The sequence below is a fragment of the Rhodanobacter sp. G2-10 genome (assembly GCF_055809185.1).
In genome coordinates this window covers 2,123,623-2,138,078 of the sequence record NZ_CM147900.1, presented here as the reverse complement: position 1 = coordinate 2,138,078, position 14,456 = coordinate 2,123,623, and the positions used below count along the sequence as shown (strand labels likewise).

The window sequence follows — 14,456 nt, the reverse complement described above, 5'->3', positions numbered from 1 at the left end:
TCCATTCCTGGCATGGTGCCAATGGACCGTGTCGCAGAAGTGTGCTCAACCATGCGCGAGGGCATGGTGAACTCCGCGCCACAACTGGATTCAAGTGATGCCGCGGCGTATCCTTCCGAGGCTTTGTTACCTCATTCAATCTTTCGTCTCCACTGACCAGCAGATGCCATGAATGCGACCCTTGCGGCAAACGACCATTCCCTTCCTTCCATTGTGCTTGCCGAGCTGAAGAAGGGCGGTTTGTCGCCCCAGCGGCTCGCTCAGGCGGAGGTGTTTTGCACCGCATTCTTTGCCCGCGTTGGTGGCGCTGACATCCACCTGCACACGCCCATGCAATGGGCGGCACTGGTGGGTGGGCTGCTGGAGTTCATGCAGAAGCGCCCGGCCGGGCGCGCCCTGGTGCGCGTGCTGAATCCCGCCGATCTTCATGCCGGGCGCAGCCTGCTGCAGATCGTTACCGATGACATGCCGTTCCTGATCGACACGGTGAGCATGATTGTCTCGACCAGCCTGCAGATCCACGCGGTGATCCACCCGGTGGTCGCGGTTTCGCGTGACGCCGACGGCATCCTGCAGAGCATGGGCGATGCGGCAGGCCGTGCCGAATCCGTGATGCATTTCGAGATCGATCGTACCGCCGATGCGGCGGAACAGGAGCAGTTGAAGGCCCGCGTCGAAGAGGCGCTCGAGGATGCGCGTGCGGCGGTCAGCGACTGGAGCGCCATGCGCGACAGCGCACTGGCGATTGCCGAAGACCTGCCGAAACGATCGATGCCGCTGGATGAGGCTTCGGTGCAGGAGGCGTCCGATTTCATGCGCTGGCTGGCGGACGACAACTTCACCTTCCTGGGCTATCGCGAATACGAAGTGGTCGATGCCGATGGCGATCGCGTGCTGCGCTCGCTGGAGGCGTCGGGTCTGGGTATCTTGCGCAAGACCGATCGCTCGCTCGCGCCACGCTCGTTGCGTTCGCTGGCGGCCAGCGAGTTGCCGCAATCCGGCGCCACCGACGCGATCATCCTGACCAAGACCAATGCGCGCTCGCACGTGCATCGCCCGGGCTACATGGATTACATCGGCGTGTTGCGCTTCGGCGCCGATGGCAGGGCGGTTGCCGAGCAGCGGTTCCTGGGCCTGTTCACCTCCAGCTCCTACATGACCCGTCCGCAGGACGTGCCGCTGGTCCGGCACAAGGTGGAGGCGGTGATGGCGCGCTCCGGCCTCAAGCGCGACTCCTATTCCGGCAAGTCGTTGCGCCACATCCTGGAGACCCTGCCGCGCGAGGAACTGTTGCAAGGCACCGAGGATGAATTGTTCAACACCTCGATGGGCATACTCGAGCTGCGCCAGCGCGCGCGCACGCGACTGTTCGTGCGCCGCGATCGCTACGGCCGCTTCTTCACCTGCATGGTGTTCGTGCCGCGCGACCGCTTCAACACGTCGGTGCGCGAGCGCATCGAGAGCCTGCTTGGCATGGCGTTGCATGCGGTGCAGAGCGACTCCTCGGTGGAGATGGGTGAGTCGGCGCTGGCCCGGCTGACCATCGTGATGCGTCCGAAGATCGGCGATCAGCCGGCCTACGATCTGGCCGAGCTGGAGCAGGGCGTCGCCGCCATCGTGCGCAACTGGCACGACGAGGTGCGCGATGCCCTGGTGCACCTGCGCGGCGACCACGAGGGCGTGGTGCTGGCCAACCGCTACGCCAAGTCGCTGCCGGCCGGCTACGTCGAGGACGTGAGTCCGGGCGTGGCCGCCGAAGACATCCATCAGTTGTCCCAACTGGCGGGCGACAACGCGTTGCGCATGTCCTTCTATCACCCGCCGCAGAATCCGGAAACGTTGCGCTTCAAGGTCTACCGTTCCGGCGGTGACATTGCCCTGTCCGAGGTATTGCCGCAGCTGGAAAACCTCGGCCTGCGCGTGCTCACCGAACATGTCTACGAGGTAGCCGGCGACGCCGCACTGTGGATCCAGGATTTCGACGTGCAGCCGGTGGGCAAGCTGGCCTTCAGCGTCGAGCAGGTCGGTGCCCTGTTCGAGGATGCCTTCGAGCAGATCTGGCGCGGCAACGCCGAAAACGACGGCTTCAACCGGCTCGTGCTCGGCGCCAAGTTGAGCTGGCGCCAGATCGCGATGCTGCGCGGCTATTCGAAGTACCTGCTGCAGACCGGGGTCACGTTCTCGCAGGCGTACATGGAAGAGACCCTGTGCCGCTATCCCGCGATTGCCGGCCTGCTGGTGGAGTTGTTCCTGGCCAGGTTCGATCCGCACCGCGAGGCCTGGTCGGCGGATGAACTCAAGGACGCCGGCGCCACCCTCGCGGTCGAGATGCAAACCCTGATTCCGGCAAACGTGCTGGCGGCGTGGCCCGCCCTGATCGACGACCTCGGCGCCGCGCTGTCGCGCCCGCGCGCGGAACAGATCGGCGTGGTCGAGGCGGTCATCAACATCCTGCTGGAGAACGTCGCCAGCCTCGACGAAGATCGCATCCTGCGCAGTTTCGTCGGCCTGATCCGTGCCACCTTGCGCACCAGCTTCTTCCAGCGTTGGGATGGCGCGTATCGCTCGTACATCAGCTACAAGATCGATTCGCACCAGGTGGCGGAGCTGCCAAAGCCGATCCCGTATCGCGAGATCTGGGTGTGTGCGCCGCGCGTGGAAGGCATCCATCTGCGCTTCGGTGCGGTGGCACGCGGCGGATTGCGCTGGTCCGACCGGCGCGAGGATTTCCGCACCGAGGTGCTGGGCCTGGTGAAGGCACAGATGGTGAAGAACACGGTGATCGTGCCGGTCGGCTCCAAGGGCGGCTTCTTCGTCAAGAAGTCGCCGACCGATGGCGATCGCGATGCGGTGCAGGCCGAAGGTATCGCCTGCTACAAGATGTTCATCAACGGCATGCTGGACATCACCGACAACCTGGTCGACGGCAAGGTGGTGCATCCCGCCGACGTGGTGCGTCACGACGCCGACGACCCCTACCTGGTGGTGGCCGCCGACAAGGGCACGGCGAAATTCTCCGACATCGCCAACGCCATTTCGATCGAGCACAACTACTGGCTCGGCGATGCATTTGCCTCCGGTGGTTCGCACGGTTACGACCACAAGGGCATGGGCATCACGGCTCGTGGTGGTTGGGAATCGGTGAAGCGGCATTTCCGTGCGCTCAATCGCGACTGCCAGAGCCAGGACTTCACCTGCGTCGGCATCGGCGACATGTCCGGCGACGTGTTCGGCAACGGCATGTTGCTTTCAAAGCACACCCGCCTGGTGGCAGCGTTCGACCATCGCCATGTGTTCCTCGATCCGAATCCCGATGCGGCAAGCACGTTTGCCGAGCGCGAACGGCTGTTCAAGCTCCCGCGATCGAGCTGGGATGATTACGACAAGTCGTTGATTTCGGCCGGTGGCGGTGTCTATCCGCGCAGCGCCAAGTCGATTCCGATCTCGCCCGAGGTACGGGAGGTTTTGGGCCTGAAGGCCGACGTCGAGCACCTGGCGCCGAACGAGTTGCTGAGCGCAATCCTGAAGGCACCGGTGGACCTGCTGTGGAACGGCGGCATCGGCACCTACGTGAAATCCTCCGCCGAGACGCATGCCGACGTGGGCGATCGCGCCAACAACGCGCTGCGCGTCGATGGCGGCGAGCTTCGTTGCAAGATCGTCGGCGAAGGCGGCAACCTCGGCATGACCCAGAAGGGTCGCATCGAGGCGGCCCAGAAGGGTGTGCTGCTGAATACCGACTTCATCGACAACTCCGCCGGCGTGGATACCTCCGATCACGAGGTGAACATCAAGATCCTGCTAAACGATGCGGTACAGCGCGGCGAGCTGACAGACGAGGCCCGCAACGCGCAACTGGCGTCGATGACCGACGAGGTCGCCGAACTGGTGCTGTGGGACAACTATCGCCAGAATCAGGCGATCACGCTGATGGAGCATCAGTCGGTCGGTCGCATCGGCTCGATGGCGCACTTCATCCGCACGCTTGAGGCCGAAGGTTCGCTGGATCGTCAGGTGGAAAACCTGCCGTCCGATGCCGAACTGTCCGAGCGCAAATCGCGTGGCATCGGCCTGACCCGGCCGGAGCTGGCGGTGCTGTTGTCCTACGACAAGATGCGCCTGTACCAGCAACTGCTGGATTCGGACGTGCCGGAAGATCCCTACCTGTCGAAGGAACTGGTGCGCTACTTCCCGGTGCCGCTGCATGAAAAATATGCAGAGCACATGCAGCGGCACCGCCTGAAACGCGAAATCATCGCCACGGCGGTGACCAACTCGACGATCAACCGCATGGGCGCCACCTTCATGATGCGCATGCAGGAAGACACCGGAAAGGGGCCGGCGGCGATCGCCAAGGCCTACACGGCGGCACGCGAGATCCTCGATGCACGCCAGCTCTGGTCGATGATCGAGGCGATGGACAGCAAGGTCGCCGAAGACACCCAGATCGATGCCGTGAAGCAGATCTGGTCACTGCTGCGACACATGACCCGCTGGTTGCTCAATCGTCCGGCCGGTTCGCTCGACATTGCCGAGAACGTCGCACGTTACCAGGAGGGCGTCTCCGCGCTGCGAAATGTGCTGCCTGAGGTTCTCACGCCGACCGGCAAGGGCGACTTCTCCTGCACCCAGGAGAAATGGGAGGGCTTGGGCATGCCTGCCGAGTTGGGCCTGCGGCTGGCCCGCATGCCGGACCTGCGTGCCGCGCTGGACATGGTCGAGGTATCGCAGCAAAGCGGCCAGTCCATGGACAAGGTCGCGCGCGTGTTCTTCGAGCTGGGCGAGGCACTGGACCTGGAATGGTTGCGCGGACAGATCGAGGCCCTGCCGGTCGACGGTCATTGGCATGCGCAGGCACGCGGCTCGTTGCTGGATGAGCTCAACCACCAGCACCGCGCGCTGGCGCTGCAGGTGCTTGCCATGGCGGATGCGCCGGCGGGTCTCTCGCCGGTGCAGGCATGGCTGCAGCGCGACGACGCCACTCTGCAGCACACCCGCAGCATGCTGGCGGAAATCCTCACCCAGAATGCGGACTACCCGATCGCCTCGGTCGCGGTTCGCCGGTTGGCGCAGTTGGCGCAGGTGCCGGTTTGAGGGATTCCTTGGGGGAGGTCTTGTGTGAGGGTTCCTCGTAGCGTGTGACCCCACAAACGCCCCAAAAATAGTGAGCCAAGACGCTCTGTCGTACTCTTGGCTCACTTTCCGCCAAGCCGGAGTTCCCATGCGCTTTGCTTTTGTTGCCAGCGACACTCCCGTTGCCCAGCAGGCACGGCGCAAGCTGGTCGAACGCTATGGCGACGTGCCGGTCGAGCAGGCCGAGTTGATCGTGGCACTCGGCGGCGACGGCTTCATGCTGCGCACCTTGCACGGGTACCGCGCGCTGGAGTTGCCGGTGTACGGCATGAAGCTGGGCCGGGTCGGGTTTCTGATGAACAAGCATCGCCTGGAAGGCCTGACCGAGCGGATCGCCCGGGCCCACACGGCCTCGCTGTTTCCCTTGCAGATGCATGTCACCGATGCAGCCGGCGTGGAACATGCCCGGCTCGCCTTCAACGAGGTCTCGCTGTTGCGCCAGAGCAACCAGGCGGCGCATCTGGAGGTGCAGCTCAACGATGACGTGAAGTTGGCGACCCTGGTTTGCGATGGCGTGCTGGTGTCGACACCTGCCGGCTCGACAGCCTACAACCTGTCCGCACACGGCCCGATTCTGCCGCTGGACGCGAACGTGCTTGCGCTCACCCCGATCAGCCCGTTCCGTCCGCGCCGCTGGCGCGGAGCCATACTGCCGCACCGCACCGAGGTGATCCTGCGGGTGCTCGATCCCGACAAGCGACCGGTCAGCGCCACCGCCGATTTCCACGAGGTGCGCGACGTGCGCACCGTGGCGATCCGCCAATCCGGCGATCAGGGAGTAAGGTTGCTGTTCGATCCGGAGCACAATCTGGAACAGCGCATTCTTGATGAGCAGTTTGCAGCGGAGTAGCACGCGCCCCCATCCGGCCTTCGGCCACCTTCCGCCGCGCGCGGGGAAGGCACGCGAGGGGGTCTTTCGCACTGGCCTCTGTGCCGACAGACGTGAGCGTTCGCGCATGCCCTTCCCCCGCAAGCAGGGGAAGGTGGCCGACAGGCCGGATGGGGGCACGCCTCCGACCAAAGCCACAAACGCAAGGCCTTTGCTACATTGAATCCTTCCCACGACGCCATCCATCATGACCACGCCGTCCAGCGACGCCCACGACGCCACCTCCACCACCGACAACCGTCTGGTCGTCGCCATTTCCTCGCGCGCCTTGTTCGACCTCGGTGACAGCCACGCCTTGTTCGAGCGCGACGGGCTGGATGCCTACCGCGCGTTCCAGATCGAACACGAAGACGAAATCCTGAAGCCCGGCGTGGCCTTCCCGCTGGTGCAAAAGCTGCTGGGCCTGAACCGGCTGGCGGGGGATGTGCCACCGGTCGAGGTCATCCTGTTGTCACGCAATTCCGGCGATACGGGTCTGCGCATCTTCAATGCGATCCAGCATTACGGCCTGCAAATCAGCCGCGCCGCCTTTACCAGTGGCGCGCCGACGTCCGATTACATCGCGCCGTTCATGGCCGATCTTTTCCTGTCTGCCAATGCCGAGGATGTGGGTCGCGCACTGGCGGCCGGCGTGGCGGCGGCGACCATCCTGCCCAGCACGGCGCCACCTCGTGCCAGCGAACAGTTGCGCATCGCCTTCGACGGCGATGCGGTGCTTTTTGGCGACGAAGGGGAGCGCGTTTCGCGCGAGGAAGGCCTGGACGCCTTTCATCGCAGCGAAACCGAACATGCCGCCGAGCCGCTGTCGGTGGGTCCGTTCCGGGGTTTCCTCACCGCCTTGCACCGGCTGCAAACCGCATTCCCCGCCGAGGATTCACCGATTCGCACCGCCCTGGTCACCGCCCGTTCCGCACCCGCGCACAAGCGCGTGATCCTCACGTTGCGCAAGTGGGGCGTACGCATCGACGAGGCCCTGTTCCTCGGTGGGCGCGACAAGGGGCCGTTCCTGGATGCCTTCGGCGCCGACATTTTCTTCGACGATTCCCCCGCCAACGTCGAGTCCGCACGCAAGCATGTGGCTACCGGTCATGTGCCGCACGGGGTGAGCAACCGGTGAGCAGATTGCAGCTCAGGTGAATGACGCTTGTCACTGGCTCCCCCGTACACCGCAGCCTATGCTGAAGGTATCTCAAGGGAGTCATGAACATGTCAGCTGACGAAACCAGGCCTGTTGTTCGCCGTCGCTACCAGGTGATGCCAGCCTTGCTGGTGATCGCCCTTGGCGTGTTTTTCCTGCTGGGCAACCTCGGCATCGAGGTGCCGCTGTTCAACCATGCAAACTGGTGGGCGTGGTTCATCCTGATTGGCGCCGCGTGGCCGTTGTTCGATGCGGTGGAGCGTTACCGGGAAACCGGCGTGATCGGTGGCGAGGTGCTGCATTCGCTGTTCACCGCGGCGGCTGTGGTCATGGTGGCACTGATGTTCCTGTTGCAGTTGTCATGGCAGCAATGGTGGCCGGTGTTCGTGATCTATGGTGGCCTGTGCATGCTGGTACGTGATTCCCGTCGCCGTCGTGGTAGAGGCGAGATCGAATGAGGCCGCTGGTGCGTACCGTGTGAGCGGACGCATCGACAGGTTTCAGGGCCGGTCACTGACCGACTCATTCGGGACCGCACGCCATCAGGCGTTGACTGCGATTGGTCGGTCGGCATGGGCGGTCGCGTTGCGACCGGACTGCTTGGCCCGGTACAGCGCGTGATCCGCTGCTTCCATCCACTGGCGCAGGTTGATGTCGGCGCCGCCGGCCTCGGCCAGACCAAGGCTGATCGAGCAGCACAGTTCAGGCGCCTGGGGCAGTGTCAGCTCTTCCACGGCACACCTGAGGCGCTCGGCAATGGCCATTGCTTCGGCAAGCGCGACGGGTAGCGCAATGGCGAATTCATCGCCGCCGAAGCGGCCAATGTGGGCGTCGCCTCGGTTGTGGCGCTGCAGGATGGCGGCAATGCCGCACAGCACGTCATCGCCAAGAATGTGGCCGTGCCGGTCGTTGATGTCCTTGAAGCGGTCCACGTCGATCATCATCAAGGTGGCGGCCTGGCCCCTGGTGCGGTGCTGCTGCAGCAAGACGTCGGCGTTGCGCTGCCAGGCCCTGCGGTTGTCGAGACCGGTCAGCATGTCCACGCGACTGAGTTCGTCGAGCTGACGATTCTGCTGCTGCACCCGGTGGACCAGCCGGGAACTGGCCAGGCTCACGCTGAGCGTATGGATCAACATGATGGGGAGGCAGGCCAGCAGTGCAGGCATGCTGGTTTCGGGTTCGAAGGCGAAGCCGGTCAGCAATCCTGCCACCAGCATCCCCAGCAGCAGGCCCGGCAATGAGCGTCGCCACAGCCCGCGCACGCCGGTGTTGATCTTGTCGGCGGTGACCACGGTGACCAGCAGTACCGCCGGCAGCACGGTGAAGTGCAGCAAGGCCGCCCACGAACCGGCGATGGCCGAGTCGAACATCAGGTTGTGCAACTCGGCATTGAAACGATTGCGGCTGCGACGCGCCCTCCAGTAGGCGAGCTGGGGCCACAGCAGGCAGGTAAAGATTCCCCACAGCCAACTGCCGATCGGCGCCTGGTGTTCATGCAAGACGACACCAATCGGCAGCGCGGCCAGACCCATGCCGAGCACGCGGAAACGATAGACGCGCTTCGGCAGCAGGTCGCGCTGGGTCACCCGCTCGGGTACGTCGGCAGGCGGCTTGGTTTCGGAGGTGACGGTGTTCATGTCGCCCGTTTTCGCAGGAATGAATGAAGCATAGCGGAAGCCGCCTCGGCCACGACCCCGCGCGTCATCCGATGAAGCGCAGGCGCTTCCACCACGCAGTGACTTTTTCCTCGCGGACGAAGGTGAACAGGCCGGCGCCAAGAATGATGGCGATGCCAATGGCCATGGGCCAATCCAGCGGGTCATGGAAAACGGCATAACCCAGCAGTACAGCCCACAGCATTTGACTGTATTGGGTCGGTGCCACGTGGTTGGCCGGTGCCAGCCGGGTGGCCAGCATCAGCAGCACCGAACCCAGGGCCGAGAGCAGGCCGTAGCCGAGCAGCAGCGCCCACTGGCCGGGCTCGGGCCAATGGAAGTTGGCCAGCATCAAGATTCCCGATACCAGCATGGAGCCGAAGATGCCGGCACCGAACAGGCTGACCCGTTTCTCGTTTGGTCCGGCCAGGCGCAGGGCGATCATCGAAATGGCGCCGGAAAGACCGCAAATGATGGCGGCAAGGTGACCGAGGCCGAGCACTCGAAAACCCGGTCGCAGCACCACCAGCACCCCGATGAATCCCGCCACCACGGCCGCCCAGCGACGCCAGCCCACCGGCTCCTTCAGCACCAGCACCGACAGGATGGTGACAAAGATCGGCAACAGGAAGATCAGCGCAAATGCCTCGGCCATCGGCAGGGCGGTGAACGCAATCACGGCAGCGATGCTGCCGACCGCGCTGGCGCCCGCGCGCACCAGATACAGACCCTGACGCTGCGCCACCAGTGCATCGCGCCAACGGTCACCGCGGCTCTTGATGAACGGCAACGCGGTCAGGCCCAGCGTGGCGCCAATGAACACGGCTTCGTAGGCAGGCAGCGAGCCGCGCAGCGACTTCACGAAGGCGTCGCTGAACGCGTAGGCGGCAAACGCCATGAAGCCGAGCAGTACGCCTTTGAGCATGGAATTCCGGCAGGAGTGGCAAGTAGGAACGTGGATCGGCGCTTGATGCTGGCGTCGGCCTGCGCCGCGTTCACGCGCTACAATACCGGTTTTATCGCGCTGCTTTCCGGAGACTCCATGGCCGTCCGTCTGAATCCACTCGACCTGTACGACATCCGTTCGCTGCTCAGCGACGAAGAGCGCATGGTGCAGGACAGCGTCGGTCGCTTCGTCGACGAACGCGTGCTGCCGATCATCGGCGACTGTTTCGACCAGGCCCGCTTCCCGAAGGAGCTGATCCCGGAGATCGCGGCACTGGGCCTGCTTGGCGCCACGATCCCCGAGGAATACGGTGGCGCCGGCATGAACGGGGTCAGCTACGGCCTGATCTGCCAGGAGCTGGAACGCGGCGATTCGGGCCTGCGCAGCTTCGCCTCGGTGCAGAGTTCGCTGTGCATGTACCCGATCTTCGCCTACGGCAGCGAGGAGCAGAAAAAGCAGTACCTGCCGCGCATGTCGGCCGGCGAGGTGATCGGCTGCTTCGGCCTGACCGAACCGCATGGCGGCTCCGACCCGGCCAACATGAAGACCAACGCGAAGAAGGATGGCGGCGACTGGGTCATCAATGGCGCCAAGATGTGGATCACCAACGGCAACCTGGCGCACATCGCGATCGTGTGGGCGCAGACGGACGACGGCATCCAGGGCTTCGTGGTGCCGACCGACACGGCCGGCTTCAAGGCGCAGGAAATCCACAAGAAGATGAGCCTGCGCGCCTCGGTCACCAGCGCGCTGTTCTTCGACAACGTGCGCGTGCCGGACAGCGCGCGGCTACCCAACGTGAAGGGCCTGAAAGGCCCGCTGGGCTGCCTGACCCAGGCACGCTACGGCATCACCTGGGGCCCGATCGGCGCGGCGCAGGCGTGTCTGAAGGAAGTGCTCGACTACACCGCCGAGCGCATCCTGTTCGGTCGCCCGCTGGCTTCGAACCAGGCCGTGCAATTGAAGATGGCCGACATGGCCCGTCGCATCACCACCGCGCAGTTGCTGTCACTGCAGCTGGGCCGTCTGAAGGATGCCGGCAAGATGCAGCCGACCCAGGTGTCGCTGGCCAAGTGGAACAACTGCCGCATGGCGATCGACATCGCGCGTCAGTGCCGCGACATCCTCGGCGGCGCCGGCATCACCACCGAGCACAGCGCGATCCGCCATGCGCTGAACCTGGAATCGGTCATCACCTACGAAGGCACCGAGACAGTGCACGAGCTGGTGGTGGGGCGTGAATTGACCGGCATCAACGCGTTCTGACTCCCCATCTGCATGCCCGCCGCAGCCTGTGTTGCGGGTAGTACCTCAGGAACACACCGTGCACGTTCCGGATATCCGCGTCGAAACCGACCGCCTGATCCTGCGCCCGACCCGGGCGGAGGACTTCGAGGGCTGGGCCACGCTGATGGGCGATGAAGAAAGTTCGCGCTACATAGGTGGCCCGCAACCGCGCACCACCGCATGGCGCGGGTTTCTTTGCATGGCCGGTGCATGGGCCATCCAGGGTTTCGGGATGTTTTCGGTGATCGAGAAAAGCAGCGGTCGCTGGATCGGTCGACTGGGTCCGTGGCGTCCCGAAGGCTGGCCCGGTACCGAGGTCGGCTGGGGCTTGTTGCGCGATGCGTGGGGCAATGGATACGCCAGTGAAGGTTCGGCGGCGGCGATCGACTGGGCGTTTGACCATCTGGGTTGGACCGAGGTGGTCCATTGCATCGATCCCGACAATCACGCTTCGCAGGCGGTCGCGCGCCGGCTGGGTTCGACGATCCTGAAGCGGGTCGAGATGCCCTTCCCGGGCGAAGTGGCGGATCTGTGGGGTCAGAGTCGCGATGCGTGGAAGCGCCGTCGCGCATGAGTCATCTGTCGCCCGCGCTGTACACCACGCTGGCCGGGATCGTGCCGGATCTGCATGTGCATTGTGTCGATCCGTGGTGCCTGATCGGCAGCACCGCCGCGTTGTTGCTGGGCGCCGAGACTGGCGCGGCGGACATTGATGTGCTGACCTCACGCGCCGATGCCGACACCTTGATGGGGGTGTGGGCGGAGCGACGCGAAGCCACCTTCACGCCGGCCGACAGTCATCTGTTCCGCTCGCATTTCGCCCGTTTCAGTTTTCCCGGCGCGCCCGTCGAAGTGATGGGTGCGCTTGAGCTGCATGCCGACGGTGGCTGGCAGCCGGTGCACTACCAACGCCTGGTGTTGGTCGGCGTGAATGGTCTGGCCGTGCCGGTGCCATCCATCGACGACCAGATCCGACTGCTTGAAAGTTTCGGGCGCGAAAAGGATCTTGCCCGCGCCGCCACACTGCGGGCACTGGCGCCGTCGCCCCTCGGCCTGCCGGTTGTCTCGTCCCATTGATGGCCGCGTTGCGGCCGCTTGTCCACATCCACGTGAATTCCGCCATGACTGCCATTCCATTTGCCATCAGCGCTCGCCACAAGGGTTTCAACCGTGCCGAGATCGTCGACCAGAACTTCACCGAGTTCGTGCAGTTGTGGCACGGCGAGGCGGGTGCGGCGCCGGGCGACAAGGAGCCGGTATTGCCGGGCAGCGCATTGGATGCGAAGTCCTTTCGCGAACTGTTCGAGTCGCAGCTGATCTCGCGCCACCTTGACCTGATGGCGCGCGTGCTGCGCGTGCAGAACAAGGTGTTCTACACCATCGGCTCGTCCGGCCACGAGGGCAACGCCATGGTGGCGCGACTGGCGCGGCATACCGATCCGGCCTTCCTGCATTACCGCTCCGGCGGCTTCATGGCCGAGCGCTTCCGCAAGATTCCCGGCATGGATCCGGTGATGGATTCGGCGTTGTCGTTTGCCGCCAGCAAGGACGACCCGGCGTCCGGCGGCCGTCACAAGGTGTGGGGCAGCAAGCCGTTGTGGGTCTTGCCGCAGACCTCGACGATCGCCTCGCATCTGCCCAAGGCGCTCGGCACGGCGGTGGCGATCGAGCAGGCGCGACGCATCGGTCACCAGCTCCCGATCCCCGAGGACAGCATCGCCATCTGCTCGTTCGGCGACGCCTCCAGCAACCATGCCAGCGCGCAGACCGCGTTCAACACCGCGGCGTGGACGGCGTACCAGAAGCTGCCCGCACCGGTGCTGTTCGTGTGCGAGGACAACGGCATCGGCATCTCGGTGAAGACACCCTCGGGCTGGGTGGCGAACAATTACCAGCATCGCGCCAATCTCGATTACTTCTTTGCCGATGGCCTCGATCTGGCCGAAGGCTACGCCCAGGTCCAGCGCGCGGTGGAACACTGCCGCCGTACGCGCCGACCGACCTTCCTGCATCTCAAGACCACGCGCGTGATGGGCCATGCCGGCACCGACTTCGAGATCGAGTGGCGCAGCATCGAGGAGCTGTTCGCGGTCGAAGCCACCGACCCGCTGTTGCGTTCGGCGGCGATCGCGCTGGAGTCGGGCCTGTATTCGAAGGACGACGTGCTGAATCTCTACGAGGCGACCCGCAAGCGCTGCTTCGCCGCCGCGGAGGATGCCGATTCACGCCATCGGCTGACCTCGCTGGAAGACGTGGTGGCGCCGCTCGCGCCGTACACGCCGGCCGCGGTGCAGGCCGAAGCCCGACGTGTTGATTATCAGGAAAAGCGTCTGGCCGTCTTCGGCGGCGAAGCCAAACTGCCGGAAAAGCTGCCGCCGCGGCATCTGGCCATCCAGATCGGCCAGGCCCTGCACGACCTCATGGCCAAGTATCCGCAAGCGCTTCTGTTTGGCGAGGACGTGGCCCAGAAGGGCGGCGTGTATACCGTCACCAAGGGTTTGAACAAGGCGTTCAAGGGCAGCCGCGTGTTCAACACGCTGCTGGACGAAACCATGATTCTCGGCCTGGCCCAGGGTTACGCGAACATGGGCATGTTGCCAATGCCCGAGATCCAGTACCTCGCCTATTTCCACAACGCGTGCGACCAGATTCGCGGCGAGGCGGCGTCGCTGCAATTCTTCTCCAACGACCAGTACCGCAACCCGATGGTGATGCGCGTCGCCTCGCTGGGCTACCAGAAGGGTTTCGGCGGCCACTTCCACAACGACAACTCGATCACCGCGTTGCGAGACATCCCCGGATTGGTGGTGGGTTGTTCGAGCCGGGGCGACGACGCGGCGATGATGCTGCGCACGATGATGGCGCTGGCGAAGGTCGATGGGCGCGTCTGCGCCTTCCTCGAACCTATCGCGCTGTACATGACCAAGGACCTGTACGAATCCGGCGACGGTCAGTGGCAATTCGACTATCCCGCTCCGGATCAGGCGATGACGCTGGGGGAAGGTCGCGTCTACGATGAAGCGGCAAATGACCTGGTCGTGTTCACCTTCGGCAACGGCGTACCGATGGCGCTGCGCGCGGCGCGCACGATCGAGCAGGAGCTTGGCTGGCAGGTGCGCGTGGTGGATCTGCGCTGGCTGGCGCCGCTCAACGATGGCTTCATTGCGGCGCAGGCCCGGACCGCCAAACGCATCCTGGTGCTGGACGAGGGACGCAAGAGCGCCGGCGTGGGCGAGGGCGTGATCACCGCGATCGTCGAGGCAGGCCATGGTGCCACGCCGCTACGGCGGGTGGTCGGCGCCGATACGTTCACGCCGCTAGCGGGTGCGGCTCTGCTGGTGCTGCCGGGCGAGACCGATGTCGTGGACGCCGCACGAAGCCTGGCCTGATCGACCCGCAGGCCCGGAT

Annotated in this window: 10 protein-coding genes; 8 read left to right on the top strand and 2 right to left on the bottom strand. The window is 64.6% G+C overall.

Features of this window, described 5'->3' with window-relative positions; all coding sequences use genetic code 11:
• Positions 1 to 168 precede the first annotated feature (168 nt).
• The 4 genes from AC0L58_RS09830 (at position 169) to AC0L58_RS09815 (ending at position 7,618) form a co-directional block, all read left to right on the top strand.
• The gene (locus AC0L58_RS09830) at positions 169 to 5,094 is read left to right on the top strand and encodes an NAD-glutamate dehydrogenase (RefSeq protein WP_473682894.1); all 4,926 of its coding nucleotides are present in this window, start codon (positions 169 to 171) and stop codon (positions 5,092 to 5,094) included.
• Positions 5,095 to 5,221: 127 nt separating this feature from the next.
• Entirely contained in the window at positions 5,222 to 5,983 is a 762-nt protein-coding gene (locus AC0L58_RS09825) for an NAD kinase (protein ID WP_473682892.1), read from the top strand.
• A gap of 226 nt (positions 5,984 to 6,209) precedes the next feature.
• Complete coding sequence (locus AC0L58_RS09820) at positions 6,210 to 7,139, top strand: 5'-nucleotidase (RefSeq protein WP_473682890.1); 930 nt, start codon at positions 6,210 to 6,212, stop codon at positions 7,137 to 7,139.
• Positions 7,140 to 7,228: 89 nt separating this feature from the next.
• On the top strand, positions 7,229 to 7,618 hold the full coding sequence (locus tag AC0L58_RS09815) for a LiaF transmembrane domain-containing protein (RefSeq protein ID WP_473682888.1): 390 nt from the start codon (positions 7,229 to 7,231) through the stop codon (positions 7,616 to 7,618).
• An 84-nt stretch (positions 7,619 to 7,702) separates the two neighbouring features.
• Here the strand turns inward: AC0L58_RS09815 and AC0L58_RS09810 are convergent, their stop codons facing one another.
• Positions 7,703 to 8,797, bottom strand: coding sequence for a diguanylate cyclase (locus AC0L58_RS09810; protein WP_473682886.1), 1,095 nt, complete (start codon positions 8,795 to 8,797; stop codon positions 7,703 to 7,705).
• A gap of 64 nt (positions 8,798 to 8,861) precedes the next feature.
• Positions 8,862 to 9,740, bottom strand: coding sequence for a DMT family transporter (locus tag AC0L58_RS09805; protein WP_473682883.1), 879 nt, complete (start codon positions 9,738 to 9,740; stop codon positions 8,862 to 8,864).
• A gap of 117 nt (positions 9,741 to 9,857) precedes the next feature.
• On the opposite strand from AC0L58_RS09805, the gene AC0L58_RS09800 reads away from it, so the two are divergent.
• The 4 genes from AC0L58_RS09800 to AC0L58_RS09785 are packed head-to-tail and all read left to right on the top strand — an operon-like array spanning position 9,858 to position 14,437.
• Positions 9,858 to 11,027 (top strand): acyl-CoA dehydrogenase family protein, encoded by a 1,170-nt coding sequence (locus tag AC0L58_RS09800; protein WP_473682881.1) that lies wholly within the window; start codon positions 9,858 to 9,860, stop codon positions 11,025 to 11,027.
• Positions 11,028 to 11,085: 58 nt separating this feature from the next.
• Positions 11,086 to 11,622: a GNAT family N-acetyltransferase gene (locus AC0L58_RS09795; protein ID WP_473682879.1), complete on the top strand. Its 537-nt coding sequence runs from the start codon at positions 11,086 to 11,088 to the stop codon at positions 11,620 to 11,622.
• Positions 11,619 to 12,125 carry a nucleotidyltransferase family protein gene (locus AC0L58_RS09790; protein ID WP_473682877.1) on the top strand — a complete coding sequence of 169 codons (507 nt, stop codon included), beginning with the start codon at positions 11,619 to 11,621 and terminating at the stop codon, positions 12,123 to 12,125. Before AC0L58_RS09795 ends, AC0L58_RS09790 begins: the two co-directional genes overlap by 4 nt.
• Positions 12,126 to 12,169: 44 nt before the next feature.
• On the top strand, positions 12,170 to 14,437 hold the full coding sequence (locus AC0L58_RS09785) for a thiamine pyrophosphate-dependent enzyme (protein WP_473682875.1): 2,268 nt from the start codon (positions 12,170 to 12,172) through the stop codon (positions 14,435 to 14,437).
• Positions 14,438 to 14,456 lie beyond the last annotated feature (19 nt).